General features: G+C 65.1%; 22 protein-coding genes and 1 other RNA gene. 16 read left to right on the top strand and 7 right to left on the bottom strand.

Features of this window, described 5'->3' with window-relative positions; all coding sequences use genetic code 11:
• Nucleotides 1–5: 5 nt before the first annotated feature.
• Together ACVW16_RS09950 and ACVW16_RS09945 are read right to left on the bottom strand one after the other, a co-directional pair.
• Nucleotides 6–344, bottom strand: coding sequence for a DUF6665 family protein (locus ACVW16_RS09950; RefSeq protein WP_456736027.1), 339 nt, complete (start codon nt 342–344; stop codon nt 6–8).
• A gap of 51 nt (nt 345–395) precedes the next feature.
• Nucleotides 396–1,031: a TetR/AcrR family transcriptional regulator gene (locus ACVW16_RS09945; protein ID WP_456736026.1), complete on the bottom strand. Its 636-nt coding sequence runs from the start codon at nt 1,029–1,031 to the stop codon at nt 396–398.
• A 190-nt stretch (nt 1,032–1,221) separates the two neighbouring features.
• Here ACVW16_RS09945 and ACVW16_RS09940 point away from each other — a divergent pair, with 190 nt between their 5' ends.
• The 4 genes from ACVW16_RS09940 (at nt 1,222) to ACVW16_RS09925 (ending at nt 7,755) form a co-directional block, all read left to right on the top strand.
• Nucleotides 1,222–2,526, top strand: coding sequence for an HlyD family efflux transporter periplasmic adaptor subunit (locus ACVW16_RS09940; protein ID WP_456736025.1), 1,305 nt, complete (start codon nt 1,222–1,224; stop codon nt 2,524–2,526).
• 28 nt (nt 2,527–2,554) lie between these two features.
• On the top strand, nt 2,555–4,141 hold the full coding sequence (locus ACVW16_RS09935; protein WP_456736024.1) for a DHA2 family efflux MFS transporter permease subunit: 1,587 nt from the start codon (nt 2,555–2,557) through the stop codon (nt 4,139–4,141).
• A 361-nt stretch (nt 4,142–4,502) separates the two neighbouring features.
• The gene (locus ACVW16_RS09930; RefSeq protein ID WP_456736023.1) at nt 4,503–6,302 is read left to right on the top strand and encodes an ABC transporter ATP-binding protein; all 1,800 of its coding nucleotides are present in this window, start codon (nt 4,503–4,505) and stop codon (nt 6,300–6,302) included.
• 55 nt (nt 6,303–6,357) lie between these two features.
• Nucleotides 6,358–7,755: an MATE family efflux transporter gene (locus ACVW16_RS09925; protein ID WP_456736022.1), complete on the top strand. Its 1,398-nt coding sequence runs from the start codon at nt 6,358–6,360 to the stop codon at nt 7,753–7,755.
• Nucleotides 7,756–7,832: 77 nt separating this feature from the next.
• Here ACVW16_RS09925 and ACVW16_RS09920 read toward each other — a convergent pair.
• The 3 genes from ACVW16_RS09920 to ACVW16_RS09910 form a co-directional block, all read right to left on the bottom strand.
• Nucleotides 7,833–8,781 (bottom strand): IS630 family transposase gene (locus ACVW16_RS09920; RefSeq protein WP_456738136.1). Its coding sequence is split into 2 segments (ribosomal slippage): nt 7,833–8,444 and nt 8,446–8,781, totalling 948 coding nucleotides; the frame shifts between segments, so codons are not numbered across the junction.
• A gap of 90 nt (nt 8,782–8,871) precedes the next feature.
• The gene (locus ACVW16_RS09915; protein WP_456699060.1) at nt 8,872–9,615 is read right to left on the bottom strand and encodes a sulfite exporter TauE/SafE family protein; all 744 of its coding nucleotides are present in this window, start codon (nt 9,613–9,615) and stop codon (nt 8,872–8,874) included.
• A gap of 86 nt (nt 9,616–9,701) precedes the next feature.
• Nucleotides 9,702–11,072, bottom strand: a complete 1,371-nt coding sequence (locus ACVW16_RS09910) for an aminotransferase-like domain-containing protein (protein ID WP_456736021.1) — start codon at nt 11,070–11,072, stop codon at nt 9,702–9,704.
• A 49-nt stretch (nt 11,073–11,121) separates the two neighbouring features.
• Here ACVW16_RS09910 and ACVW16_RS09905 point away from each other — a divergent pair, with 49 nt between their 5' ends.
• Both ACVW16_RS09905 and ACVW16_RS09900 read left to right on the top strand, forming a co-directional pair.
• Nucleotides 11,122–11,583 (top strand): DUF983 domain-containing protein, encoded by a 462-nt coding sequence (locus ACVW16_RS09905; RefSeq protein ID WP_456736020.1) that lies wholly within the window; start codon nt 11,122–11,124, stop codon nt 11,581–11,583.
• A gap of 75 nt (nt 11,584–11,658) precedes the next feature.
• Nucleotides 11,659–12,372, top strand: coding sequence for an alpha/beta fold hydrolase (locus ACVW16_RS09900; protein ID WP_456736019.1), 714 nt, complete (start codon nt 11,659–11,661; stop codon nt 12,370–12,372).
• A 164-nt stretch (nt 12,373–12,536) separates the two neighbouring features.
• On the opposite strand, the gene rnpB is transcribed toward ACVW16_RS09900, so the two are convergent.
• Nucleotides 12,537–12,953: RNase P RNA component class A (gene rnpB / locus ACVW16_RS09895), an RNA gene on the bottom strand.
• Between the two features lie 150 nt (nt 12,954–13,103).
• Here rnpB and ACVW16_RS09890 point away from each other — a divergent pair.
• The 3 genes from ACVW16_RS09890 to ACVW16_RS09880 all read left to right on the top strand — a co-directional run bounded on the left by ACVW16_RS09890 (nt 13,104) and on the right by ACVW16_RS09880 (nt 15,125).
• On the top strand, nt 13,104–13,454 hold the full coding sequence (locus tag ACVW16_RS09890; protein ID WP_456699056.1) for a YciI family protein: 351 nt from the start codon (nt 13,104–13,106) through the stop codon (nt 13,452–13,454).
• 88 nt (nt 13,455–13,542) lie between these two features.
• A complete protein-coding gene (locus ACVW16_RS09885; RefSeq protein WP_456736018.1) occupies nt 13,543–13,893 on the top strand; it encodes a YciI family protein in 351 nt (116 codons plus the stop codon).
• Entirely contained in the window at nt 13,893–15,125 is a 1,233-nt protein-coding gene (locus ACVW16_RS09880; RefSeq protein WP_456705055.1) for an RNA polymerase sigma factor, read from the top strand. Before ACVW16_RS09885 ends, ACVW16_RS09880 begins: the two co-directional genes overlap by 1 nt.
• 109 nt (nt 15,126–15,234) lie before the next feature.
• Here ACVW16_RS09880 and ACVW16_RS09875 read toward each other — a convergent pair whose 3' ends face one another.
• The gene (locus ACVW16_RS09875) at nt 15,235–16,017 is read right to left on the bottom strand and encodes an N-acetylmuramoyl-L-alanine amidase (protein ID WP_456699054.1); all 783 of its coding nucleotides are present in this window, start codon (nt 16,015–16,017) and stop codon (nt 15,235–15,237) included.
• A 534-nt stretch (nt 16,018–16,551) separates the two neighbouring features.
• Here ACVW16_RS09875 and rsmH point away from each other — a divergent pair.
• The 7 genes from rsmH (at nt 16,552) to murD (ending at nt 25,303) form a co-directional block, all read left to right on the top strand.
• The gene (rsmH, locus tag ACVW16_RS09870) at nt 16,552–17,541 is read left to right on the top strand and encodes a 16S rRNA (cytosine(1402)-N(4))-methyltransferase RsmH (protein ID WP_456736017.1); all 990 of its coding nucleotides are present in this window, start codon (nt 16,552–16,554) and stop codon (nt 17,539–17,541) included.
• A gap of 3 nt (nt 17,542–17,544) precedes the next feature.
• Complete coding sequence (gene ftsL / locus ACVW16_RS09865; protein WP_456699052.1) at nt 17,545–17,937, top strand: cell division protein FtsL; 393 nt, start codon at nt 17,545–17,547, stop codon at nt 17,935–17,937.
• Nucleotides 17,934–19,697 carry a peptidoglycan D,D-transpeptidase FtsI family protein gene (locus tag ACVW16_RS09860; RefSeq protein ID WP_456736016.1) on the top strand — a complete coding sequence of 588 codons (1,764 nt, stop codon included), beginning with the start codon at nt 17,934–17,936 and terminating at the stop codon, nt 19,695–19,697. The genes ftsL and ACVW16_RS09860 overlap by 4 nt, the downstream gene beginning before the upstream one ends.
• A gap of 82 nt (nt 19,698–19,779) precedes the next feature.
• Nucleotides 19,780–21,252 (top strand): UDP-N-acetylmuramoyl-L-alanyl-D-glutamate--2,6-diaminopimelate ligase, encoded by a 1,473-nt coding sequence (locus ACVW16_RS09855; protein WP_456736015.1) that lies wholly within the window; start codon nt 19,780–19,782, stop codon nt 21,250–21,252.
• Nucleotides 21,249–22,628, top strand: coding sequence for a UDP-N-acetylmuramoyl-tripeptide--D-alanyl-D-alanine ligase (locus tag ACVW16_RS09850; protein ID WP_456736014.1), 1,380 nt, complete (start codon nt 21,249–21,251; stop codon nt 22,626–22,628). Before ACVW16_RS09855 ends, ACVW16_RS09850 begins: the two co-directional genes overlap by 4 nt.
• Nucleotides 22,629–22,791: 163 nt before the next feature.
• Complete coding sequence (gene mraY, locus ACVW16_RS09845; RefSeq protein ID WP_456699048.1) at nt 22,792–23,895, top strand: phospho-N-acetylmuramoyl-pentapeptide-transferase; 1,104 nt, start codon at nt 22,792–22,794, stop codon at nt 23,893–23,895.
• A 10-nt stretch (nt 23,896–23,905) separates the two neighbouring features.
• A complete protein-coding gene (gene murD, locus ACVW16_RS09840; RefSeq protein WP_456699047.1) occupies nt 23,906–25,303 on the top strand; it encodes a UDP-N-acetylmuramoyl-L-alanine--D-glutamate ligase in 1,398 nt (465 codons plus the stop codon).
• Nucleotides 25,304–25,305 lie beyond the last annotated feature (2 nt).

The following is a 25,305-nucleotide window of genomic DNA, read 5'->3' as shown; positions in this document are numbered from 1 at the left end:
CGTGCTTACCTCGAGGTCGGCTTCGACGGCGCCGCGAGCCCCATGCAGCGCTGCACTTCGGCGGGGACATCGTACGTCCGCATGATATGCCTGCTGTCGCGCAGCCCCGTCGCCTCGCGTTGCACGACGAACATCCAGAGCGCCTGTCCGGCTTCCATCACCAGCTTGCGCCTCGCCGGCTGCCTCGATGCCGGCGTCTCTGAAACCGCGTGGGTCGCGTCGAATTCGCGCAATCGCGCCAGCGCCTGCTCGAGCGTGCGGCCCATCCGTCCAAGCGCCGAGGCTTGTTCCTGGACGATCTCATAATGGAGGATATCGACCGGCGGGCGAAGATCACGGGACATGATCCCCAATATAGCGGCGCAAGGCACATGCGCAACGCGCGGCGGCTGCCGTCACTTCGCCTTGTAGGCCCCCAGGAACATCCGCGTCGCGCTCTCGATCACTTCCGTCATGCGCTGCTCCGACGGCGGCGGAGCGGCCTGGAAGACGAAGGGCAGGAACAGCGAGGCCTTGCACAGTTCCATGAACTGCGACGCCGCCAGGTCGCAATCGTCGATCGCCAGATTGCCGGAGACGACATGGGCTTTGAGATAGTCGGACAGGCGGTTGATGGTCTTGTCCAGCACGCGCAGATAATAGCGGCGGCCGACGTCGGGCATGCGCTCGGCGATCGCCATCACGGTGCGGATCGCCGATCCGCCGCCGGGCCGGCAGAGCAGATGCAGATAGGCCTGGCCGAAATCCTTCAAGGTCGTCTCGGCGTCCCGCCCGGGGTCGAAGTTGAACGCGACCTGGCCGTGAAATAGCGCCTCCTCCTCGAGGATGGCTTCGAACAGCGCGGATTTGTCGGCGAAATAAACGTAGAGCGTGCCCTTTGAGACGCCGGCCGCACGCGCAATCTCGCCCATGCTGGCGCCGTCAAAACCCAGGTCCATGAACACTTTGTGGGCGCCGGCCAGGATCTGGCGGCGCTTGGAGCTGTCCTCTTCGGAGACGACGTGCAGATGTTCGCGGTCGGCTGCAACCATTGGTTCAGGGTCTCGAACGGTTTTGGCTCGGAGCATGGACCATGAAACCCAAATAAAGGATTCGGGCCAGTAGGGTCCGGCTCGGACTAATATGTATATTGACCGAACCGTTCGGTCAATGATATTTGGATGGGTGGCAGGGACCAGGCCGCAGGACGGCCGCCCTGGCGCTTTTTTTGGGGAGGCCTTTATGGCCACATCGAGAGACCAGGCTGCGCGCGTGCTTCGCCAGGAAGCGGTGGAGACGACTGCGAATGGTGACGCTGCGCCTGAGAAGTCCGCAGCGCTTGCCGAGCAGTTGCGCTCTCACGTGGCCGAAGAGACCAAGCGCCGTACCAGCGAGGCCCCGGAGAAGCCCGTGATCGACCAGCCGGCCCCGACGGCCTCCGCGCCCGCGGCGCCGAAATCCCGCAAGCGCAAGTTCATCATGACGGGCATCGGCCTCGTGCTGGCGCTCGCGGCGGCGAGCTATGCCGGCTACTACACGCTGGTCGGCCGCTTCTTCGTCTCCACCGACGACGCCTATGTCCGCGCCAACAACACCATGCTGGGCGCGCGCGTGTCGGGCCACGTCTCCTCGATTCTCGCCGGCGACAACACGCTGGTGCATGCCGGCGACACCATCCTGCGCATCGACGACGGCGACTACAAGATCGCGGTCGATGCGGCTGCGACCCGGATCGCGACCCAGCAGGCCACGATCGATCGCATCGGTCGCCAGATCGCGGCGCTCGACAGCCAGGTCGCGCAAGCGAAGGCGCAGCTCGTCTCCGCGGAAGCTGGCCTCAAGCGCGCCGATCTCGATTATGACCGCCAGCAGGCGCTGAGCAGCAAGGGCTTTGCCTCGCGTGCGACGTTCGAGAGCTCGGAAGCCGGACGCGACCAGGGCGCTGCCGCGGTCAAGGCCGCGCAGGCGGCGTACGACGTGGCGGTGAGCAATGTCGACGTCGCCAAGGCCCAGCAGGCCGAAGCGCAGGCGCAGCTCGCCGAGCTCAAGACCACGCTCGCCAAGGCCGAGCGCGACCTCGGCTTCACGGCGGTGCGCGCGCCGGTCGACGGCATCTTCTCCAACCGTCTCGTCAGCGCCGGCGACTTCATCGCCGTCGGCCAGCGGCTCGGCAATGTCGTGCCGCTCGACGACGTCTACATCGACGCCAATTTCAAGGAAACCCAGCTCAAGCGCATCCGTCCCGGCCAGCCGGTGACGATCAAGGTCGATGCCTATGGCATGCGCAAATTCTCGGGCGTCGTCGACAGCATCGCCGCCGGCGCGGGCTCGGTGTTCACGCTGCTGCCGCCCGACAACGCCACCGGCAACTTCACCAAGATCGTGCAGCGCGTGCCGGTCCGCATCCGCGTGCCGAAGGCGGTTGCGAAGCAGAACCTGCTCCGTGCGGGCATGTCGGTCTACGCCACCGTCGACACCAACAAGGGTGCCGCCGACGCCGACAGCGAGATCGATCTCGACGATCCCACCATGATCCATCCGCAGTAGGCGCCATCGGGCGCTGCGAGGTCAGACCATGGCGAATGCCGCGACCGCTTCCCCTGCCATGATGGCGTCAGACGCTTCGGAGCGCATTGCGCCGAAGCGGCTGCTCGCCTTCATCATCATGGTGTTCGGGATGTTCATGTCGATCCTGGACATTCAGATCGTCTCCGCCTCCTTGAGCGAAATCCAGGCCGGCCTGTCGGCGAGTTCGAGCGAGGTCTCCTGGGTCCAGACCGCCTATCTGATCGCCGAAGTGATCGCGATCCCGCTCTCCGGGTTCCTGTCGCGCGCCTTCGGCACGCGGCTGCTGTTCGCGATCTCGGCGGCGGGTTTCACGATGTCGAGCCTGCTCTGCGGCTTCGCCACGACCATCGAGGAGATGATCCTCTGGCGCGCGCTGCAGGGCTTCCTCGGCGCCGGCATGATCCCGACGGTGTTCGCCTCGGCCTACACCGTGTTTCCGCGCTCGAAATTCCACATCGTCGGCCCCATCATCGGGCTTGTTGCGACCCTGGCTCCCACGATCGGACCGACCGTCGGCGGCTACATCACCGATTTGATGACGTGGAACTGGCTGTTCTTCATCAACGTCGTTCCCGGCATCGGCATCACCTTGGGCGTTTGGGCGCTGGTCGATTTCGACGAGCCGCATTTCGAACTGCTCGACCGCTTCGACTGGTGGGGGCTGATCTTCATGGCCGGCTTTCTCGGCACGCTGGAATATGTGCTGGAGGAAGGCCCGCAATATGAATGGATGCAGGACACCTCGGTGGCGATCTGCGCCTGGATCTGCATCATCTCGGCGATCGCCTTCTTCTGGCGCGTGTTCACGGCGGCCGAGCCGATCGTCAACCTGCGCACCTTCTCCAACCGCAATTTCGCCGTCGGTTGCGTCCTGCAGTTCTGTATCGGCATCGGCCTCTACGGCCTGACCTACATCTATCCGCGCTATCTCGCGGAGGTGCGCGGCTACAGCGCGCTGATGATCGGCGAGACCATGTTCGTCTCCGGCATCACGATGTTCCTGGTCGCGCCCCTGGTCGGCCGCCTCATGGTGAGGCTCGACATGCGCTACATGATCGCGTTCGGCCTGATCGTGTTCGCGATCGGCTCCTACCAGATGACCTGGATCACCCGCGACTACGATTTCTATGAGCTGCTGGTGCCGCAGATCCTGCGCGGCATCGGCATGATGTTCGCGATGGTGCCGACCAACAACGTCGCGCTGGGCACGCTGGCGCCCGACAAGGTGAAGAATGCGAGCGGCCTGTTCAACCTGATGCGCAACCTCGGCGGCGCCGTCGGCCTTGCCGTCATCAACACCGTGCTCAACGATCGCACCGATCTGCACATCACGCGCCTGCAAGAGCGCGTGACGTGGGGCAATGCGACGGCGACCGAAACCCTGACGATGCTGATGCAGAAGTTCCAGGGGCTTGGCGATTCCACGCTGATGGCGATGAAGGAGCTCAGCCAGATCGTGCATCGCCAGGCCGTGGTGATGAGCTTCGGCGACGCCTTCTTCGTGCTGACGGTGTTCTATCTCGGCCTCAGCCTGCTGGTCACCCTGCTGAACAAGCCGGCTCCGATGGCCGGCGGTGGCGGCGGCGCGCACTGACGCGAAGCGATCGGCCGCGCACCAAAAAGCAACACTCGTGCGTGATCTCGCACGGCACCCGTTGCAAATCGCGAATGCCACATCTATAAAGCGCGCCTCATTCAATCGAACCGGGGAGAGATTTGCATGATTTCGTCGCATTCGCAGATCGCGTTTCCGCGCTCGATGATGGTCTGGCTCGGTAATTTTTCGGCCTAGAGGCCACTTCCGCCAGCTTCGATCGGGCCGGGGTTTAGCCCAGAGGCCCCGATCGCCTCGCTTCCCTAGTCAAAGTCAGTTTTGAGTGACGCCGTCACGGCCTTCGCGGCCGGCCTGCGTCCATCGATGGAGCCGGTCCGCGCCAAAGCGGCCGGATGACGCCATGACCGCATCGTCAAAAAAGCCCGCGGCGATCCGCGTGGTGCTGCCCTTCGTGTTCCGGCACTGGCTCAAGCAGCCGGGGCGCGCGCTGGCCATCGCCGTCGGCCTGTTGGGTGCGACCGCAGCCGATCTGTTCATGCCGGTGTTTTCGGGGCACCTGATCGATGCGCTGACGCGCGGCCCGTCGGATGCCGCCGCGCGCCACGCCGCGCTGGTGGCGTTGGGCGGCATCGTGGTGCTGGGGACGGCCTCGATGGTGTTGCGTCTGAGCGGCCTGCAGCTGATCGTGCCGTTCACGCTGAAGATCATGTCCGATGTCGCGCACGACGCCTTCCTGCGCGTGCAGCGCTTCTCGACCGACTGGCACGCCAACTCCTTCGCGGGCTCGACCGTGCGCAAGATCACGCGCGGCATGTGGGCGCTCGACCTCCTGAACGATACCATCCTGCTGGCGCTGATGCCGTCGCTGGTCGTGCTGATCGGCTCGATGATCCTGCTCGGCGTGCACTGGGTCTCGCTCGGCGCGGTGATCGCGCTCGGCGCGGCGATCTATGTCACGATGACGGTGCTGTTCTCGACGCGCTACATCGCGCCTTCCGCGCGTGTCTCCAATGCCTGGGACACCAAGGTCGGCGGCACGCTGGCGGATGCGCTGACCTGCAACGCGGTGGTGAAATCGTTCGGCGCCGAAGCGCGCGAAGACGCGCGGCTTGCCCGCGTCATCAAGCGCTGGCGCGTGCGGGTGAGGCGGACCTGGTTTCGCTACAACTACACCGCCATCGCGCAGCTCTCGCTGCTGCTCTGCCTGCGCGGATCCGTGATCGGCGGATCGGTGCTGTTGTGGATGTCCGGGCGTGCCTCGCCCGGCGACGTCACCTATGTGCTGACGAGCTATTACGTGATCCACGCTTACCTGCGGGACGTCGGCATGCACATCAACAACCTCCAGCGTTCGGTCAACGACATGGAGGAATTGGTGGCGATCCATGATGAGCCGATCGGGATTGCCGATGCCGCTGATGCACGACCGATCGCGATCGAGGGCGGCGAGATCAGGTTCGACGAGGTCACGTTCCATTATGGCGGCCATCGCGCGCCGCTGTATGACGGGTTGTCGGTCAGGATCCGCGCCGGCGAACGTGTCGGTCTCGTCGGCCGCTCCGGCTCCGGCAAGACGACTTTCGTCAAGCTGGTGCAGCGGCTCCACGACGTCAGCGGTGGTCGCGTGCTGATCGACGGGCAGGATATCGCGCGGGCGACGCAGCAATCGCTGCGCAGCCAGATCGCCATCGTGCAGCAGGAGCCGATCCTGTTTCACCGCTCGCTTGCCGAGAACATCGCCTATGGCCGGCCCGGCGCCAGCCTGGAGGCGATCGAGCAGGCGGCGCGGCTTGCCAATGCGCACGATTTCATCCTGCGCCTGCCGAAGGGCTACGGCACGCTGGTCGGCGAGCGCGGGGTGAAACTGTCGGGCGGCGAACGGCAGCGCGTGGCGCTGGCGCGTGCCTTCCTGGCGGATGCGCCGGTGCTGATCCTGGACGAGGCGACGTCGAGCCTCGATTCGGAATCGGAAGCGCTGATCCAGCAGGCGATGGAGCGGCTGATGAAGGGCCGCACGTCGATCGTGATCGCGCACCGGCTGTCGACGGTGAAGAGCCTCGATCGCATCCTGGTGTTCGATCATGGCGAGATCGTCGAGCAGGGCACGCACGCCGTGCTCGCGGGCAAGCCCGGCGGCATCTATCGCAGCCTGTTCGAGCGCCAGGTGGTGGAGCTCGGGCATATCGCAGCAGCGGAATGAGGTGCGGGGCGGCAGGGCGGAAGTCCTGCCGTCACGTCGCCAAAGGTGGAATGAGATGAAAGACCTGACGCGCGGCTCGATCGTGAGCCACATCCTGAGCATGGCGCCACCGATCGTAGCGGGCATGATCTCGATCATGATCTGCCAGTTGGTCGACCTGTATTTCGTCTCGGGCCTGGGCGATGCTGCCGTTGCGGGTGTCGCCGCGGCGGGCAATGCCGGATTTCTCGTCAACGCGCTGCTGCAAGTGCTCGGTGTCGGCGCGGTGGCACTGATCGCGCATGCCGTAGGACGCAAGGATCGCGACGACGCCAATCTGGTGTTCAACCAGGCGGTCGCGCTGTCGGTGATCTTCGGGCTGTTGACCCTGGCCGCGGGAGCTGGCCTTTCACCCCTCTACATGCGCTCGGTTGCGGCCGATCAAGCCACCATCGACGCGGGGACCACGTATCTGTTGTGGTTCATGCCGGATCTGGCACTGGAATTCGTCATGCAGGTGATTGCGTCGGCGCTGCGTGCGACAGGCATCGTACGTCCCGCCATGTTGGTGCGGGTCCTTGCGGTCGTCATCAACATCGCGCTGGCGCCGGTGCTCATCTCGGGCTGGGGCACCGGCTACGCGCTCGGGGTCGCCGGAGCAGGGCTGGCGAGCTCGATTGCTGTGGCGCTCGGCGTTCTGATGTTGCTCGCGTATTTCATGAGATCGGAGCGCTATGTCGCGTTTCATCCCGTGCAGTGGCGGCCGCAGCTTCGGCAATGGAGGCGGATCCTCAATGTTGGCCTGCCCGCCGGCGGCGAGTTCGCGATGGTCTTTATCGTCATGGCGGTGGGCTATTACGTGCTGAGCGTGTTTGGCTCGGCGGCGCAGGCAGGGTTTGGCATCGGGACGCGGCTGCTCGGCCTGATTCAGATGCCGGCGCTCGCCATCGCGCTCGCTGCAGGCCCCATCGCCGGCCAGAATTTCGGCGCCGGCAATGGCGCGCGCGTGCGCGAAACCTTTGTCAAGGCGTCGTTCATGGCGACCACCGTGATGCTGGCTTTTCTGATCCTCGCGCAGCTCGCGCCCCGTCTGCTGCTTGCAGGGTTCTCCAGCGATCCGGAGACGACGGCGGTTGCGTCGCTTTTTCTGCGCATCGTCTCGTTCAACATGATGGCGCAGGGGCTGATCTTTGTCTGCTCCAGCATGTTCCAGGGGCTTGGGAACACCAAGCCGGTGTTGTGGACCTCGGCAATGCGGGTCCTCACCTATTCCCTGCCATCGGTCTGGCTCTCGACTTTGCCGGGCTTCCGGATGGAGCACGTCTGGTACTTGTCGATCGCGACCAACGCGCTGCAGGCCACCCTGAGCGTGTCGCTGTTGCTGCGCGAATTCAGGAAGCGTCTTGCATTGCCAACACGGCAGAAGGGGCCGGATCCTGAACCCGTTGCGCCGCCGCTGCGCGAGCCGGCGTAGCGAGGCTCACTTGCCTGGTCCCCCATCCACGGCTCCGGCTGGTCTGCCGCGCAGTGGAAAAGGAAGACTAGAGCGTTTCACGTTTTGATGGAAGCGTATCCGGCGTTTTCGAAGTAGTTGCTGCATTCGTTGGGCTGGATGGTTGTGATGAGGCCGCCGATATGGCGACAAATGTCGTCGATCGTGCGCTTCTGGGCGGAGCGCATCCAGTGCTTGATCTTGGCGAAGGTTTGTTCGATCGGATTGAGGTCGGGGGAGTATGGCGGTAGGTACCAGAGCCTGGCGCCGGCGGCTTTGATCAGGCTGCGCAGGGCAGCCGATTTATGGCTGCCGAGATTGTCCAAGATGACGATGTCACCCGGCTGAAGCTGCGGGACGAGAACCTGCTGGACATAGGCGCGGAAGCATTCGCCGTTGATCGGGCCATCGAACAGGCAGGGTGCGGTGAGACGGTCACAGCGCAATGCGCCAAGGAATGTCAGCGTCCGCCAGTGACCATGTGGCGTGAAGCTGCGCACCCGCTCGCCTTTTGGTCCCCATCCGCGCAGTGGGGCCATATTGGTTTTGATCCAGGTCTCGTCGATAAAGACCAGGCGCCGGGGATCGAGTTTGGCCTGCCATGAGCGCCAGCGCTGGCGTCTACGCGCGATGTCGGAGCGAGCTCGCTCGAGGGCGAGCAGCGTTTTTTTTGAACCGCAGTCCCTCGCGCCGTAGAAACAGCCAAACCGCATTGTGGGAGACCTTGACCCCGCGCGCGAAAAGCTCGTCCTTGAGGGCGTGAAGCGTCAAATGCGGCGTCTGACTGATCCGCTCCTTGATGAAGGCGCGATGTGGCTCAAGCACGGGCTTGCGATGGCCGCCCATCTTTCCGGGCGCTACCGAGCCGGTCGTCCGATAACGCTGCGACCACTTCACAACCGACGAAACCGCAACCCCAAACCGTGTTGCTACCGAGCGGCAGCTCTCGCCCTTTACAACTGCCGCAACCGCACGCTTACGCAGATCATTGGAAATTGGTCGGACCATCGGATGCTGGCCTCCATCCCAGCCAGCATCTTGAATCATATTCGTCTCCGATCCGGAATCCCTTCCGATTCAATAAATTCGTGAACCGCTCTAGAGCGCGCTGATGCTGTTCCAGACCAGGGTGGCGCCCGACAGGAACAGCAGGCCGAGCACGACGTCGCCGAAATGCTTGTCGCTCAGCGCGTGATAGACGCGCGCGCCGACCCATGCGCCGATCAGCGTGCCCGGGAATGCGACCATCGCGAGCCAGACCACCTTGAATGCGACCAGGCCTGATGCCGTCTGCAGCACCAGCGCGGTCGCAAGCACCGTGAAATTGAACAGCTGGAAGATGCCGCGCCGCTCGTGCTTGTTCCAGCCGCGGATGTTGGCCCACAGGATCGGCAGCGGCCCGGACAGTCCGGCCAGCCCGCCCAAAATGCCGCCGGCAAAGCCGATCGCACCGTCGGCGATGCGACCGCCGAAGGTGACGGAAAACTGCCTCTTGTTGAGGTACAGCGCACTCGAAAAGATCAGCAGCAGCACGCCGACGCTGAGCTTGAACACCTTTGGATCGGCGGAGGCGACCAGCTTGGTCCCGAGCGGCACGCCGATCAACCCGCCAATCAGGAACGGCCACACCAGCGACAGGTCGAAGCTCTTCCACATCGCGGGCAATGTCGAGGTCTGCGCAATCACCGAGCAGATCAGCACCAGCGGCACCGCGAGCGAGGGTGGCAACACGTAGAGCCAGATGCCGAGCGCCATCAGCGCCGTGCCGAATCCCGCCAGCCCCGAGACGAAGCCGCCGGCCAGTGCGCCGAACAGGATCAGTGCGTAAGTGAGCGTTTCCACCAATGAGTCCCTGCGTTGCGCTGGGCCGCGAGCGGCCTCATGGCGCATAGCACAAAGGCACGGCCGTCAGCATCAATCAACATTTGCTACACGATCTGCCTGGTGTCAGCGGGCTTGTGCAAGGCGCCGACGAGGATGCGCAGGGCCTCGCTCAATTCCGATCTGTTGCGCGCCGCGCCGAGTGAGACGCGCGCCGCATGCGGCGATGTTCCCTCGACGGTGAAGGCGTCGCCGCCAACGATCGCGAGCCCGTTGCGCAAGAGATGCGCGGGGACGTCGTGCCGCCCTTCCGGCAAGTGCAGCCATAAATGATGCGCGGCGGGATTCGCCCGGAACCGAAACTCCTTCAATGCGCGCTGAGCCAATTGTTGGCGGCCGACGGCCTCGTTGCGGATGGCGGTGATGATGTGGTCGGCGACGCCGCTCTCGAGCCAGTGCGTCACCAGCGCGACCATCAGCGGTGCCGGCATCTGCACGGTGGCTTGCAGATAGCCGCGCATCAGCAGCTGCGCGCCGCTGTCGGGCGTCAGCAGATAGGCGACGCGCAGTGCCGGCGCGATGCATTTTGACAGCGTGGTGGCGAGATATGTCCGCTCCGGGATGAGGTTGGCGATCGGTGAGGCCGATCGGTCGAGCAGCCCGTAGGCATCGTCCTCGATCAGAACGACATCGGCATCGCGGATGATTCTTGCGATTGCGTTGCGGCGATCCGGGGCAAGCGTCGCCGTGGTCGGATTATGCAGCGTCGGGATGAGATAGACGGCCTTCGGCTTGTGGGTGCGGCAAGCCTTCGCCAGCGCGTCGGGCAGGATGCCGCCGTCATCCATGGCGACACTGACGAGCTTGACGCCAAGCTGCGCCGCGGCCGCCTTGATGCCGGGGAAGGTGAGGGCCTCCGTCAGCACGACATCGCCGGGACGCGCGAGACAGGCAAGCAGGTTGAAAAGGATCGTCTGCGCGCCGGGAAAGATCACGAGCTTGTCGGCGTGGGCGTGCGGAACGCGGGTACGCATCCAGCGCACCGCGACCTCGCGCTCATGCGCGCTGCCGCCGGGCGGCTGGTAATTCAGGAATGCAGTCAGGCCCGATTGCGCGCGAATGGCCTCGAAGCCAGTGATGATGCGCTCGTCGAGCCGCGCTTCGAGCGGGTGCGGCGGCACGTTCATGGAGAGGTCGATCGCGACCGGATGCGGCAGGTCGATTGCCCGGCGCGCGCTGGTCTCCGACACGAAGGAGCCCTGGCCGACGCGGGCCTCCATGATGCCGCGGCGCCGCGCTTCGGTGTAGGCGCGGGTCACCGTGGTCAGGTCGACGCCGAGCGCCTTGGCGAGCGCGCGCTGGGTCGGCAATTGCTGTCCCCGCATCAGCCGGCCCGCGGCGATGTCCGCCTCCATGGCCGCCACGATGCGCTGATAGCGCGGGCCAGACAGCTCCGAGATTGTAGGGGTCCAATCCATGCAATTAAGCCCCATATCCTTTGAATGTATGGATGCAATATACTATTGTATGGATCAGCACAACGGAAGGGGTGCCATCATGGCGACTGGTTCAATTTCTCTGGCAAAGGCGATGTGGCACGGCTTTCGGGGCAAGTGCCCGAACTGCGGCCAAGGACATCTGTTCGGCCGTTTCCTGAAGGTGGCCGACGCCTGCGATCATTGCGGCGAGGAGCTGTTCCACCAGCGCGCCGATGATTTCCCGGCCTATCTCGTCATGGTCGTGGTCGGCCACCTCGTGGTGCCGGCGATCCTCGCGGTCGAGACCGCTTATGCGCCGCCGGTGTGGCTGCAACTCGCGGTATGGCTGCCGGTGACGCTGTTTGCTTCGCTGGCGCTGCTGCAACCGACCAAGGGTGCGATCGTCGGCCTGCAATGGCAGGTCGGCATGCACGGCTTCGAGGCGAGCAAATTGCGCCGGGAAGCCGGTCAGCTTGCGCCCGTGCTGGTGAAGGCGTCGCGCGCGGCCTGAGGCGCGTCGCGTCGTTTACATCGCGGAGCTGCCCGCTACACTCCATCGCATCAAACAAGAAAGATGGAAACGCTCATGGCCGCACGCGCGAGAACCTTCCTGCTCTGTCATGGCGCGTGGTCCGGCGGCTGGTCGTGGCGGAAAATGCATCCGCTGATGGCGCACGCCGGCCACCGCCTGATCGCGCCGACCTATACAGGGCTCGGCGAGCGGTCACATCTCGCCAGCGCCGCTGTCGATCTCGAGACGCATATCCAGGACATCCTCAACGTCATCAAATTTGAGGACCTCAGCGACATCGTGCTGCTTGGTCACAGCTATGGCGGCATGGTCGCAACCGGCGTTGCCGATCGTGCGCGCGAGCGCATCACGCAATTGATCTATCTCGACGCCTTCGTGCCGCGCGATGGCCAGTCGCTGTTCGATCTCAACGAAGGCGGTCGCGAGCCGATGCGCAAGGCGGCTGCCGCCGGCGACGGCTACCGCATCCCGCCCAATCCGCCGCCGCCGGATACACCGCAGGCCGATCTCGACTGGCTCAACGCGCGCCGCATCAACATGCCGCTCAAATGCTTCGAAACCAAGCTGAAGCTCGGGTCCGGCGAACCCGCAATGCCGCGCAGCTATATCTATTGCAGGCGCATTCCGCCGGGCGATGTGTTCGGGCAATTCGCAAGGCGCGCGAGGAGCGAAGATGGCTGGCGCTATTTCGAGCTCGACGCCAGCCATGCACCGAATGTGACGGCGCCGGAGGCACTGATGAGTGTCCTGAACGAGGTCGCGGCCTAACTCACAGCCGTCATTCCGGGGCTCGCGAGGCGAGAGCCCGGAATCCATTCATCCACCGTCTCTGTCCCACGAGGGATTCCGGGCTCGTGCTTCGTACCCGCCGGAATGACAGTGGTGAAATTGGTGAGGGGTCCGATGCGTCGGCATCGAACCCCTCCCTGTAAGATATCAGCCGGCCTGTAAGCCGGGTTCTGTAGGGCACCGCCCGCTTGCGCAGACGATACGTGACGGCCATTCCTCTGGGACCATGTTTGCACATGGCCTCGAGCAACCTACCCGGACGGCGGGCCTGACATCGCCCCGCGGCGTTATCGCTTTCGCGAACTGCCCGCTACGCCGTCCCTATTCGGTTTTGCTCCCGGTGGGGTTTACCATGCCGGCTCCGTTGCCGGATCCGCGGTGCGCTCTTACCGCACCTTTTCACCCTTACTTCCTCCGAGGAGGGAGCGGTTCGTTCTCTGTGGCACTTTCCCTGGGGTCGCCCCCGCCGGATGTTATCCGGCACCGCATGTCAAGGGAGCCCGGACTTTCCTCCCCGGCGGCCTTTCGGCACTTGCCGGAGCGGCCGTCCGGCCGACTGACTGACAACGCAATGGGCATTTGTGACGTTTTCGTCAAGCAGAGATCGTCGCGCACGCCGCCGCGTAAATAATTTATCCTGAAGATGTCGTTGGGCGCGGACCCCGTTCGACTGGATGCCGGCAATCCAGCCGAACAACAGGAGAGAAGCGATGCAGTATCTGCTGCTGATTTATCGGAACGAAGCACAACAGAGCCAGATGGCGCCCGCGGATTACGAGAAGCTGCTGGCGGAGTATTCCACCTACACCCAGTCGATCGTCCAGAGCGGACATTTCAAGGCCGGCGACGGGCTGCAGCCGACCTCCACCGCCACCACCGTCCGCGTTCGCGACGGCAAGACCATGACCACCGATGGTCCGTTCGCGGAGACCCGCGAACAGCTCGGTGGCTACTATCTCGTCGAAGCCAGGGATCTCGATGCCGCGATTGAACTCGCCGCGCGGATTCCCGGCGCCAGGCACGGCTCGATCGAAGTGCGGCCGGTCATGATCTACCAATGATCGGAAAAATAGTTTCGCGATGATGTCGTTTGGCGTCGGCCCCATTCGACAGATGTCGGCGATCCAGCCGAACAACAGGAGTTAAGCGATGCAGTACCTGCTGCTGATCTACCGGAACGAAAGCTATCTCACCGACATGACGGCCGCCGACCGTCAGAAGCTGGCGGGCGAATACGGCGCCTACACGCAGTCGATCATCCAGAGCGGCCATTTCAAAGCGGGCGACGGGCTGCAGCCGACGACGACCGCGACCACGGTGCGCGTGCGCGACGGCAAGACCATGACGACCGACGGCCCGTTCGCGGAAACGCGCGAGCAGCTCGGCGGCTACTATCTGATCGAAGCCAAGGACATCGACGAGGCCATTGCGATCGCGGCCCGCGTTCCCGAGGCCAAGCGAGGATCGATCGAGGTGCGGCCGGTCATGATCTACAAGTGATCGCCGCCACCGACATCGACAAGGTCTTCCGCGACGAGGCGGGGCGGGCGCTGGCCACCCTGATCCGCCTCGTCGGGGATTTCGACTTGGCCGAGGATGCGCTTCAGGATGCATTTGCTGTCGCGCTGGAGCGCTGGTCGTCAGGTGAGCGGCCAGACAATCCGCGCGCGTGGCTGGTCAATGTCGGTCGCAACAAGGCGATCGACCGTATCAGGCGCCAGGCCGCCTTTCGCGGCAAGCAGCAGGCGCTGCTGCACGAGCTCGCGCTGAACGAGCAAGGTGCCGACGAGCCGCCGGCGATGCTCGACGACGACATGCTGCGGCTGATCTTCACCTGCTGCCATCCGTCGTTTGCGGCCGAGGTCCAGGTCGCGCTGACGCTGCGCACCGTCTGCGGCCTCTCCACCGCGCAGGTCGCGCGCGCCTTTCTGGTCGGTGAGGACGCGATGGCGCAGCGCCTCGTCCGCGCCAAGCAGAAGATCAGGCTCGCCGGCATTCCCTATCAAGTGCCCGAGCGCGACGCCCTGGCGCCGCGGCTCGACGGTGTGCTCGCCGTGATCTACCTCGTCTTCACCGAAGGCTATGTCGCGACCTCGGGCACCGATCTGATGCGGCCCGATTTCGCGGCCGAAGCGATCAGGCTCGGCCGTCTGCTCGACCGGCTGATGCCCGATCGCGCCGCCATCAAGGGCCTGCTCGCCTTGATGCTGCTGCACGATGCGCGCCGCGCCGGGCGCGCGACCGCGGCCGGCGACATCGTGCTGCTGGAAGAACAGGATCGCTCGCTGTGGGATCGCGCGCAGATCGAGGAAGGCCTGGCTCTCGTCGACGATGCGCTGCGCGTGCCGGGTCGGCCGCAGCCCTATGTGGTGCAGGCCGCGATTGCCGCGCTGCATGCCCGCGCGCCGAGCTACGCGCAGACCGACTGGCCGCAGATCGCCGGGCTCTACGAAGTCCTGCTGCGCATCAATCCCTCGCCGGTCATCGAGCTCAACCATGCCGCCGCGATCTCGATGGTCGACGGCCCGGCGCGCGCGCTCGATCTCGTCGACGCGATCTCCGCGCGCGGTGGTCTCGACGGCTACGAAATGTTGCCGGCGGTGCGAGCGGATTTGTTGCGACGGCTGGAGCGGAAGCAGGAGGCGCGCGAAGCCTATGCTGCGGCGACCGAGGCGACCCAACTCGAGCCGTTGCGAAGGCTGTATGCGCGGCGGCTGCGGGAGATGGAGTAGCCGACACATCCTCCGTCATTGCGAGGAGCTCTTGCGACGAAGCAATCCAGACTATCTCCGCGGTGACAGTCTGGATTGCTTTGCTACGCCCGCAATGACGGCGCCGCCGTCACTTCGACGCGACAGCCGTCCCGTCCGCCGGCAGGCTCGCCAGCAGAGCCTGCAAGGTCGACAGCGTCGAGTGATCGGCAATACCATCCAGCCGCGCGGGACGGAAGTGGCGCTGGAAGGCGGTGACGACTTCCATGGTCGAGGCGTCGTATTTGCCCGACAGCGGCACGCCATAGCCATAGCGGGCGAGCGCCTGCTGAAGGCTCAGCACCTCGTCGCTGATGGTGCCGAGCATCAGGGTTTCGCCGCGCACGACCGGCGCCGGCGTCACCCAGTGACCCACACCGGAATTGGCGAGGGAGTGCCAGGGAAATTTCTCGCCGGGATCCTTCTTGCGCGCGGGCGCCACGTCGGAATGACCGAGCACCCGTTGCGGCACGATCTTGCGGCGGAGCATGATGCCGCGGCACAGCGCGATCACGGCGGCGATCTGGCGCAGCGGATATTCGGGATAACCCCAATCGTGACCGCGATTGATGATCTCGATCCCGATCGAGCAGGAGTTGATGTCGTCCTCGCCGGCCCAGGACGAGACGCCCGCGTGCCAGGCGCGCCGCGCCTCCGGCACGCATTGCACGATGCGGCCGTCCTCCAGCACGACATAATGCGCCGACACTTCGGTGCCGGCCGTGCACAGCCGCGCCAACGCGCCCTCGACGTCGGGCATGCCGGTGTAGTGCAGCACGATCATGTCGGGCTGGCGGCCCTTGTTGCGCTCGCCATGATTGGGCGAGGGGATGATGTCGGAGACGATCGACGAATCCGGCTCGAATGTCCGCATGCTCGCCGCGGTCTTGGGAACCGGGAGAACGCGCTGACGCTTCGAATCAGCTCCAGGCGGCGTGGACGAACCGGACGACATAAACGACTCAAGTCGGACAGGAGAATGGGCCAAGCCCTTCTCTTTACTATTCCTTTACCGTCTGCTTCGCGCAATCGCGCGATGCGGCTGCCGGGTGCATTTTGGGCTCGGTGTGTGGATGACGCATCACTGCCCAAGGAACCGCGAAAGCACCTTTTCGAGATGTAACGAACCGATCAACGCTTTCTTAACGCTAAGGGCCGTTACTGAGAGATGAAGAGCCGACCCGCGTCCGGAGCCGGCCAAAGCGTTTTTGGCTCGAATCCCATGGTTGCCCGACATATTCCACTGGGAACAGCGGGTTTGCCGCCCGGGAAGCTCGGGCTCGGCGTACATGGTGGATTGGGGTTGGGTCGTGGAACCGCCGCGACGCGGAATTATTCGAGGCGTGATGGGCTTTCTGGCCCCCAGATTGAGCTGCCCGTTTTCTTGCACAGCCGGCAGGCGCGACGCATGAACGACGCACCGCACATTCCCGTGCTTCACCGCGAAGCGATCGCGCATCTCGCGCCGCGTGCGGGCGGCATCTATCTCGATGCGACCTTCGGGGCCGGCGGCTACAGCCGCGCCATTCTCGAGACATCAGGGACCCGCCTGATCGCGATCGATCGCGACCGCACCGCGATTGCCGGTGGCGCCGAGCTGGTCGCGCGCGCGGCCGGCCGGCTGACACTGGTCGAAGACCGTTTTTCGAATCTCGCCCAAGTTTGCGCCGCGCAGGGCATCGATGCGGTCGACGGCGTCGTGATGGACGTCGGCGTGTCCTCGATGCAGCTGGACCAGGCCGGTCGCGGCTTCTCGTTCCGCCTCGACGGTCCGCTCGACATGCGCATGGGGCAGACGGGACCGACCGCGGCCGACATCGTTGCGCGCGCCTCCGAAAGCGATCTCGCCGACATCATCCATCTCTTCGGCGAAGAGCGGCATTCGCGCCGCGTCGCCCGCGCCATCGTGGCTGACCGGCAGGAGGCGCCGTTCACCACCACGCGTGCGCTCGCCGATCTGGTCGGGCGGGTGGTGCGCTCGAAGCCCGGCGACATTCACCCGGCGACACGGACCTTCCAGGCCTTGCGCATCTTCGTCAACGAAGAGCTCGAGGAGCTTCAAACTGCGCTCGCTTCCGCCGAGCGCGTGCTGAAACCCGGCGGCCGCCTGGTGGTGGTCTCGTTCCATTCGCTGGAAGACCGCATCGTCAAGAATTTCCTTGGCCAGCGCTCCAAGACCGGCGGCGGTTCGCGGCACCTGCCGGAGGTGGCGCAAGGCGTGCCGAGCTTCCAGCTTCTGACGCGGCGGCCCGTGATTGCCGGCGACGAAGAGGTTGCGCATAATCCTCGCGCCCGATCCGCAAAGCTGCGCGCCGCCGAGCGCACCGCGGCGCCGGCGCATGCCGACGACGAGCGGTCGTCCTGGCCAAAACTCTCCGAAGTGATGAGGGGCGGCTAGCAGATGCGCATCATCCACCTTCTCGTCATCGGCGCGCTGATCTTCGCGGCCGCCTATGTCTACCGTATCAAGATGGACTCCACCGCGCGCACCGAGAAGGTGCTGCGGCTGCACGCGGAGATCCGCGAGCAGCGCGACGCGATCGCCCAGTTGCGCTCCGAATGGGCCAAGCTCGATGCGCCCTTGCGCCTGCAGGGCCTCGTTGAGCGACATCTGCCGCTCAAGCCCGTCAACGGCACGCAATATGATTCTCTGAAGAACCTGCCGGACCGTCCGCCGCGGATGTTCCGGCCGGGCGAGCCCGATCCGATCGGGTCCATGATCAACACCATCGAAGCCGCGAGCGATCCTGACAGCGTGACGGGCTCGGTGCCGCAGCCCGAGGACAAGCAATGAGCGCTGTTCCGGCCAAACCCGCAGGACGACCCGCAGGGCGTCCAACCGAACCCTGGCGGCAGCGGCTGGTCCGCAGCCTGCTTTACGGGCGTAACGTCGATCGCGCCGCGAAGGCGCGCGCGCGCGTGGGCCTCGCCATGCTGGCCTTTGCCGCCGTCTACGCCATGATCGGCGGACGCCTCGTGATGTTCGCGATCGGCGCCGACGCCCACAGTGCGCGGCGCGCCGCCTCTCAGGAGGTGGTTGCGACCGCGCGGCCCGACATCGTCGACCGCAACGGTGCGATCCTGGCGACCGACGTCAAGGCCGCCAGCATGTTCGGCGAGCCCCGCCGCATCATCGACAAGGACGAGGCGATCGAGCTTCTGACCGCGACCGTGCCCGATCTCGACGAAGCCGAGGTGCGCGACCGCCTGTCATCGCGCAAGGGTTTCGTCTGGCTGAAGCGCGAGATCACGGCCAAGCAACAGCTCGACATCCACAAGCTGGGCCTGCCCGGCATCGGCTTCCTGCGCGAGAACAAGCGCGTCTATCCGACCGGCAACGAGGTCGCCCACCTCATCGGCCTCGTCAACATCGACAACCAGGGCATCGCCGGCATGGAGAAGTGGCTCGACAACCAGGGCCTCGCCGATCTCCACCGCGCGGGCTTTGCCATCGACCGGTTGCAGAAGCCGATCGAGCTGTCGGTCGATCTGCGCGTCGAGCACGCGCTGCGCGACGAACTGCTCAAGGCCAAGGAAAAATTCCACACCAAGGCGGCCTCGGGCCTCGTCACCAACGTCAACACCGGCGAGATCGTGGCCATGGTATCGGTTCCGGATTTCGACCCGAACAATCCGAAAGAAGCCCACGATCCCGACCGCATCAACCGCCTGACAACAGGCGTCTACGAGATGGGCTCGACCTTCAAGGCGTTCACGCTCGCGATGGCACTCGACACCGGCAAGTACGGCCTCGATTCGCTGTGGGACGCGCGCGGGCCGCTGCACTACGGCAAGTTCGCGATCCATGACGACGAGCCGAAGGGCCGCTTCCTGAACATGAAGGAAGTGTTCACCTTCTCCTCCAACGTCGGTGCGGCGCGGATTGCGCTGTCGCAGGGCGTGGAAGCGCACAAGGCGTTCCTGCGCAAGATGGGGCAGCTGGATCGGCTGCGTACGGAATTGCCCGAGAGCGCGTCGCCGATCGTGCCGCGGCATTGGGGCGATCTCAACACCATTACCATCGCGTTCGGCCACGGCATCGCGGTGGCGCCGTTGCAGGCCGTGATGGGCGTCAGCGCGCTCGCCAATGGCGGTCTGCTGATTCCCCCGACCTTCCTCAAGCGCTCCGAGGAGGAGGCACGGGCGATCGCAAAGCGCGTGATCAAGCCCGAGACGTCGGACAAGATGCGGTTCCTGATGCGGCTGAACGCAGAGATCGGCACCGCCAAGAAGGCGAATGTTCCCGGCTACTACATCGGCGGCAAGACCGGCACAGCAGAAAAGGTGGTCAACGGCCGTTATGCCAAGAAGAAGGTGCTGACTGCGTTTACGGCGATCATTCCGGCAGACAAGCCGAAGTACCAGCTCCTGATCATGCTGGACGAGCCGCAGCCGCTGAAGGAGACCTACGGCTTCATCACGTCGGGCTGGAACGCCGTTCCGACCGCAGGCAACGTGATCAGCCGTATTGGACCGCTGCTCGGCATCGAGCCCCGCTACGACCTGCCGCCCGCGGACCGCCTTATTCTTGCAGCATCCAGGACAACCCAGTAATCACAGGGGGTAGGGCCGTAGCCGCTGCTGAGTCGGGGATTTCCCTCAGAATTCGGCTTTCCGGCAGGGCAACTGGAAGATCATGAAGCTGCGCGACCTCTTGGGTCAGGATGTTTTGGGCAATGATGCCACGATCGAGCCCGCTGTCGCGGCGATCGAGGTCACAGGCGTTGCGCTCGATAGCCGCGTGGTCAAGCCCGGCGATGTGTTCTTCGCGCTATCAGGCAGCAAGACCGACGGTGCGCGCTTCATCGATGCGGCCATTGCGGCCGGTGCGGTGGCGGTGGTCGGCGATCACGCGCCTGAAGGCCGCAAGGTGCCCGTCGTCACCGTGTCCAATCCGCGCCGCGCGCTGGCGCTGGCTGCGGCAAGAGTCTTCCCCGCACAACCTGCGACCATCGTCGCGGTGACCGGAACCAGCGGCAAGACATCGGTTGCCGCGTTCACCCGGCAGATCTGGGAGCGGCTGGGCCACGCCTCGGCCAGCATCGGAACAATCGGGCTCGTCTCGCCGAAGCGCACCGTTTACGGTTCGCTGACGACGCCGGATCCGGTCGCGCTGCATCGGCAGCTCGATGAGATCGCGCGCGAAGGCGTGACGCATCTTGCATTTGAAGCCTCGTCGCACGGGCTCGACCAATACCGCCTTGATGGTGTCCGTGTCGTGGCCGGCGGCTTCACCAATCTCTCGCGCGACCACATGGACTATCATCCAACCGTCGCGCACTACCTGTCCGCAAAGCTCCGGCTGTTCCGCGAGCTCGTGCCATCAGGCGGAGCGGCGGTGATATCGGCCGATCATGATTGCTCGGCGCAAGTGCGCGACGCGGCGAAATCGCGTGCCTTGCGCGTGATGGCGGTCGGCCGCCACGGCGACGGGGCAGGCGAGGGCATCCGCCTCACCGAGGCCGTGGTCGAAGGCTTTTCGCAAAAGCTTGGCCTCGAACATCGCGGCAAGACATACGCGGTGCGGCTGCCGCTGGTCGGCGAATTCCAGATCGAGAACGCGCTGGTCTCGGCCGGTCTTGCGATCGGCACCGGCAGCGATGCGGCCGATGTGTTTGCGAGCCTCGAACATCTCGAAGGTGCCAAGGGCCGGCTCGAGCGCGTCGGTGAGCGCAACGGCGCGCCGATTTTCGTCGACTACGCGCACAAGCCTGATGCGCTGGCGAAGGCGTTGCAGGCGCTGCGTCCTTACGCGAAGCGCAGGCTGGTCGTCGTGTTCGGCGCCGGCGGCGATCGCGATGCCGGCAAGCGGCCGATCATGGGTGAGATCGCGGCGGAGAATGCCGATCGCGTCATCATCACCGACGACAATCCGCGCAGCGAGAAGCCGGAAGCCATCCGTGCCGCGATCCTCGCCACCGCCAAGGGCGCGCGCGAGATCGGCGATCGGGCGGCCGCGATCCGCGCCGCGATCGAGGAGCTGGAAGATGGCGATGCGCTGCTCGTCGCGGGCAAGGGCCACGAGACCGGGCAGATCGTAGGCCACGAGGTCCTGCCGTTCAGTGATCACGAGGCGGTCGCCGCCGCATTAGCATCGAGGGTCGCATGAGCGGGCCATTATGGACGGTTGCCGGGGTGGCGCGCGCGCTGGGCGCGGCCGGATCATTCCCGGACACCGGAATTGACTTCGTCACCCAGGACAGCCGTCTGGTGAAACCGGGCAGCCTGTTCGTCGCGCTGTCAGGTACGCCGAGCGGCGGCTTCATCTCGGCCTTCGCCAGCGCGCGCGACGGCTGGGAGTTCGCGGACAGGGCGGAAGCCTCAGGCGCAGTCGCGATGATCGTGCCGCACGAGATCGCGGGCATCCGCATTCCCCAGATCGTCGTGAAGGACACGCTGATCGACGGTCTCTGGGGCCTCGCCCGCGCCGCGCGCGCGCGTTTCAACGGGCCGGTGATCGGGCTCACCGGCAGCGCCGGCAAGACCAGCACCAAGGAATATCTGGCGGCCTATCCCAATGCCTATGCGAGCCCTTCGAGCTTCAACAATTTCTGGGGCGTGCCGCTGACATTGTGCAATGCCCGGCCTGACGCCAGCCTCTGGGTCGTCGAGATGGGCATGAACCAGGCTGGCGAGATCGCGCGCCTGAGCGAATTGACGCGGCCGACCGTCGCGCTCGTCGTCAACGTCCAGCCGGTGCATCTCGAAAAGCTCGGCTCGCTCGACGCCATCAGGCGCGAGAAGGTATCGATCGCGCTCGGGCTACCCGAGGATGGCGTGCTGGTGCTGCCTGTAGGCATCAAGGCGCCGGACTGGAAAGGCAAGGTGGTGCGCTTCGGCGAGAAGGCCGAGGTGTACGAGGTTGCGCACGCCCCTCACGGCGACAGCTGGCAGGTCGTGGCCGGGATCGGCAAGAAGCAGATCGCCTTCAGCCTCACGCCCGGCGCGCCGCACCGCGTGCAGAATGCGCTCGCCGCGCTCGCTTCAATCCATGCTGCGCATCTCGACGTGGCGACGCTCGCGATCAAGCTCGACCGCGTCGGCATCATGTCCGGCCGTGGCGTGGAGCAGGCAGTCGGCGGCGTCACCGTGATCGACGACAGCTTCAACGGCAATCCCGCGAGCGTCGCTGCCGCGCTGCAAAGTCTGCAGGCGCGCAACGTGACGGGCGGGCGTCGTATCGCGGTGCTCGGCGATATGCTGGAACTGGGCGACGACGCGCCAAGCTACCACACCGGCCTCACCGCCCATCTCGGCGGCATCGACGGTATCTATTGCGTTGGCCCGCTGATGCGGCACCTTTATGACGCGCTTCCCGCGGGCAAGGGGCTGGGCTGGCACGACGATCCCGCCACGCTGAAGCCTGGTGAGGTCGCGGGTTTGCTGAAGGCAGGCGATGTCGTGGTTGTCAAGGGCAGCAAGAAGATGTTCTGGGTCAACAAGTTTGTGCCGGCCCTAGTGGCCGCCTTGCAGGCAAAGGCGTAAACTGCTTGGAAGGCGCTGTTCCCGAATCCCGCCGTTTTGCGGCGCTAAGCCGGCCGGTTTCCTAGAGGTCGCCCGACCGATGATGAAGACCAGCGAATGCGCTTGAGGCGAAATCTGCGTCTCGAACAAGCCTGCGTGCGAAAGGCGCCATAGGACCGTCTGAATGTTTTACTGGCTGATCGAGATCTCCAACACATTTCCCGGTTTCGGTGCGGTGCGCACCGTCCTGAACGTCTTCCGCTACATCACCTTCCGCACCGGCGGCGCAATCGTCACTGGCGCGCTGTTCGTGTTCCTGTTCGGGCCCTGGATCATCGATCATCTGCGCATCCGCCAGGGCAAGGGCCAGCCCATCCGCACAGATGGTCCGCAATCGCATCTGTCCAAGAAGGGCACGCCCACCATGGGCGGGCTGATGATCCTGTCCGGCCTGACGGTCGGCACCGTGCTGTGGTGCAATCCGCTCAATCCCTATGTCTGGATCGTGCTGGCGGTGACGCTCGGCTTTGGGTTTGTCGGCTTCTATGACGATTATCTCAAGGTCACCAAGCAGACCACGACCGGCTTCGGCGGCAAGCTGCGGCTGCTGATCGAAGGGCTCATCGCGCTGGTCGCCTGCTACGCGCTGGTGCGGTTGAACCGCGACCCCGCGTCGACCGCGCTGACGATTCCCTTCCTCAAGGACACGGTGTTGCATTTCGGCTGGTTCTTCGTCGTGTTCGGCGCCTTCGTCATCGTCGGCGCCGGCAATGCGGTGAACCTCACCGACGGTCTCGACGGCTTGGCCATCGTGCCCGTGATGATCGCGACCGCGAGCTTTGCGATGATCGCCTATCTCGCCGGCAACGCCGTGTTTGCCGATTACCTCCAGATCAAATATGTCGCGGGCACCGGCGAGCTTGCGGTACTCTGCGGCGCGCTACTGGGTGCCGGCCTCGGCTTCCTCTGGTTCAACGCGCCTCCGGCCTCGATCTTCATGGGCGACACCGGCTCGCTCGCACTCGGCGGCATGCTGGGCTCGATCGCGGTCGCGGTGAAGCACGAGATCGTGCTCGCGGTGATCGGTGGCCTGTTCGTGCTGGAGGCGGTCTCGGTCATCGTGCAGGTGGTGTCGTTCAAGCTGACCGGAAAGCGGATCTTCCGGATGGCACCGATCCATCACCATTTCGAGCAACTCGGCTGGACCGAGCCGCAGATCGTGATCCGCTTCTGGATCATCTCGGTGATGCTGGCGCTGGCCGGCCTCTCCACGCTGAAGCTGCGCTGACGGGTCCACGATGATCCCGGTCACATCCTTTGCCGGCAAGACGGTCGCGGTCTTAGGCCTCGGCGGCTCCGGGCTCGCCTCGTGCCACGCGCTGAAGGCTGGCGGCGCCGAAGTGATCGCCGCCGACGACAATGCCGAGAACGTCGCCAAGACGGCTCAGGCCGGTTTCATCACCGCCGATCTGCGCAATGTCTCCTGGTCGAAATTCGCTGCGCTCGTGCTCGCGCCCGGCGTGCCGCTGACCCATCCGGTGCCGCACTGGAGCGTGCTGAAGGCGCGTGAGGCGGGTGTCGAGGTGATCGGCGACATCGAGCTGTTCTGCCGCGAGCGCCGGCGGCATGCCCCCAACGCGCCTTTCGTCGCCATCACCGGCACCAACGGCAAGTCGACCACGACAGCCTTGATCGCGCATCTCACGAGGGTTGCCGGTTATGACACCCAGATGGGCGGCAACATCGGCACCGCGATCCTGTCGCTGGAGCCGCCGCGCATGGGCCGCGTCCACGTGATCGAGATGTCGTCCTACCAGATCGACCTCACGCCCTCGCTCGATCCTTCCGTCGGCATCCTGCTCAATGTCAGCGAAGACCACATCGATCGCCACGGTACGATCGAACACTACGCTGCGGTGAAGGAGCGCCTCGTTGCAGGCGTGCAGGCGGGTGGCACCTCGATCGTCGGCGTCGACGATGGCTATTGCCGCGACATCGCAGACCGGCTCGACCGCGCCGGCAAGACTGTGGTGCGCGTCTCCGTCAGGAATCCGCTGGCCTCCGGCCTCCATGTCGAGCATGGCACCATCGTTCGTACGTCCGGCGGCGCTCGTAGCGAGGTGGCCACGCTTGGCGGCATCGGTTCGCTGCGCGGGCTGCACAATGCCCAGAACGCGGCGTGTGCCGCCGCGGCTGCGCTCGCGATGGGCATCAGCCTTGACGTACTGCAGAATGGCCTGCGCAGCTTTCCCGGTCTCGCGCATCGCATGGAGCAGGTCGGCCGCCGCGGCAACGTGCTGTTCGTCAACGATTCCAAGGGCACCAATGCGGACGCGACCGCGCATGCGCTGTCGTCCTTCGCCGACATTTTCTGGATCGCCGGCGGCAAGCCGAAGGCGGGCGGCATTACCAGCCTCACCGGATTCTTCCCGCGCATCCGAAAGGCCTATCTGATCGGCGAGGCCGCGCAGGAATTTTCCGGCACCCTTGGCTCGGTCGCACACGAGATCAGCCAGACGCTCGATCTGGCCGTCGAGCACGCGGCGCGCGATGCGGAAGCGTCAGGTCTCGCCGATCCGGTCGTGCTGCTGTCGCCCGCCTGCGCCTCCTTCGACCAGTACCGCAACTTCGAGATCCGCGGCACCAAGTTCCGCGAACTGGTGCAGGCGCTGCCGGGCGTGAAGCCGGTGGTCTGAGA

The sequence above is a fragment of the Bradyrhizobium sp. USDA 4474 genome (assembly GCF_054057515.1).
Note: the sequence above shows the minus strand (reverse complement) of the source record. Positions and strands in the feature narration are given on the sequence as shown.

Excerpts from the sequence above, each read along its gene's own strand:
- ACVW16_RS09900 (WP_456736019.1), top strand. The coding sequence starts at position 11,659 with ATGGCCGCACGCGCGAGAACCTTCCTGCTCTGTCATGGCGCGTGGTCC.
- ACVW16_RS09910 (WP_456736021.1), bottom strand. The coding sequence starts at position 11,072 with ATGGATTGGACCCCTACAATCTCGGAGCTGTCTGGCCCGCGCTATCAG.
- ACVW16_RS09855 (WP_456736015.1), top strand. The coding sequence starts at position 19,780 with ATGAAGCTGCGCGACCTCTTGGGTCAGGATGTTTTGGGCAATGATGCC.
- murD (WP_456699047.1), top strand. The coding sequence starts at position 23,906 with ATGATCCCGGTCACATCCTTTGCCGGCAAGACGGTCGCGGTCTTAGGC.
- ftsL (WP_456699052.1), top strand. The coding sequence starts at position 17,545 with ATGCGCATCATCCACCTTCTCGTCATCGGCGCGCTGATCTTCGCGGCC.
- rsmH (WP_456736017.1), top strand. The coding sequence starts at position 16,552 with ATGAACGACGCACCGCACATTCCCGTGCTTCACCGCGAAGCGATCGCG.
- ACVW16_RS09925 (WP_456736022.1), top strand. The coding sequence starts at position 6,358 with ATGAAAGACCTGACGCGCGGCTCGATCGTGAGCCACATCCTGAGCATG.
- ACVW16_RS09850 (WP_456736014.1), top strand. The coding sequence starts at position 21,249 with ATGAGCGGGCCATTATGGACGGTTGCCGGGGTGGCGCGCGCGCTGGGC.
- mraY (WP_456699048.1), top strand. The coding sequence starts at position 22,792 with ATGTTTTACTGGCTGATCGAGATCTCCAACACATTTCCCGGTTTCGGT.
- ACVW16_RS09935 (WP_456736024.1), top strand. The coding sequence starts at position 2,555 with ATGGCGAATGCCGCGACCGCTTCCCCTGCCATGATGGCGTCAGACGCT.
- ACVW16_RS09930 (WP_456736023.1), top strand. The coding sequence starts at position 4,503 with ATGACCGCATCGTCAAAAAAGCCCGCGGCGATCCGCGTGGTGCTGCCC.
- ACVW16_RS09860 (WP_456736016.1), top strand. The coding sequence starts at position 17,934 with ATGAGCGCTGTTCCGGCCAAACCCGCAGGACGACCCGCAGGGCGTCCA.
- ACVW16_RS09945 (WP_456736026.1), bottom strand. The coding sequence starts at position 1,031 with ATGGTTGCAGCCGACCGCGAACATCTGCACGTCGTCTCCGAAGAGGAC.
- ACVW16_RS09905 (WP_456736020.1), top strand. The coding sequence starts at position 11,122 with ATGGATCAGCACAACGGAAGGGGTGCCATCATGGCGACTGGTTCAATT.
- ACVW16_RS09875 (WP_456699054.1), bottom strand. The coding sequence starts at position 16,017 with ATGCGGACATTCGAGCCGGATTCGTCGATCGTCTCCGACATCATCCCC.
- ACVW16_RS09890 (WP_456699056.1), top strand. The coding sequence starts at position 13,104 with ATGCAGTATCTGCTGCTGATTTATCGGAACGAAGCACAACAGAGCCAG.
- ACVW16_RS09885 (WP_456736018.1), top strand. The coding sequence starts at position 13,543 with ATGCAGTACCTGCTGCTGATCTACCGGAACGAAAGCTATCTCACCGAC.
- ACVW16_RS09950 (WP_456736027.1), bottom strand. The coding sequence starts at position 344 with ATGTCCCGTGATCTTCGCCCGCCGGTCGATATCCTCCATTATGAGATC.
- ACVW16_RS09940 (WP_456736025.1), top strand. The coding sequence starts at position 1,222 with ATGGCCACATCGAGAGACCAGGCTGCGCGCGTGCTTCGCCAGGAAGCG.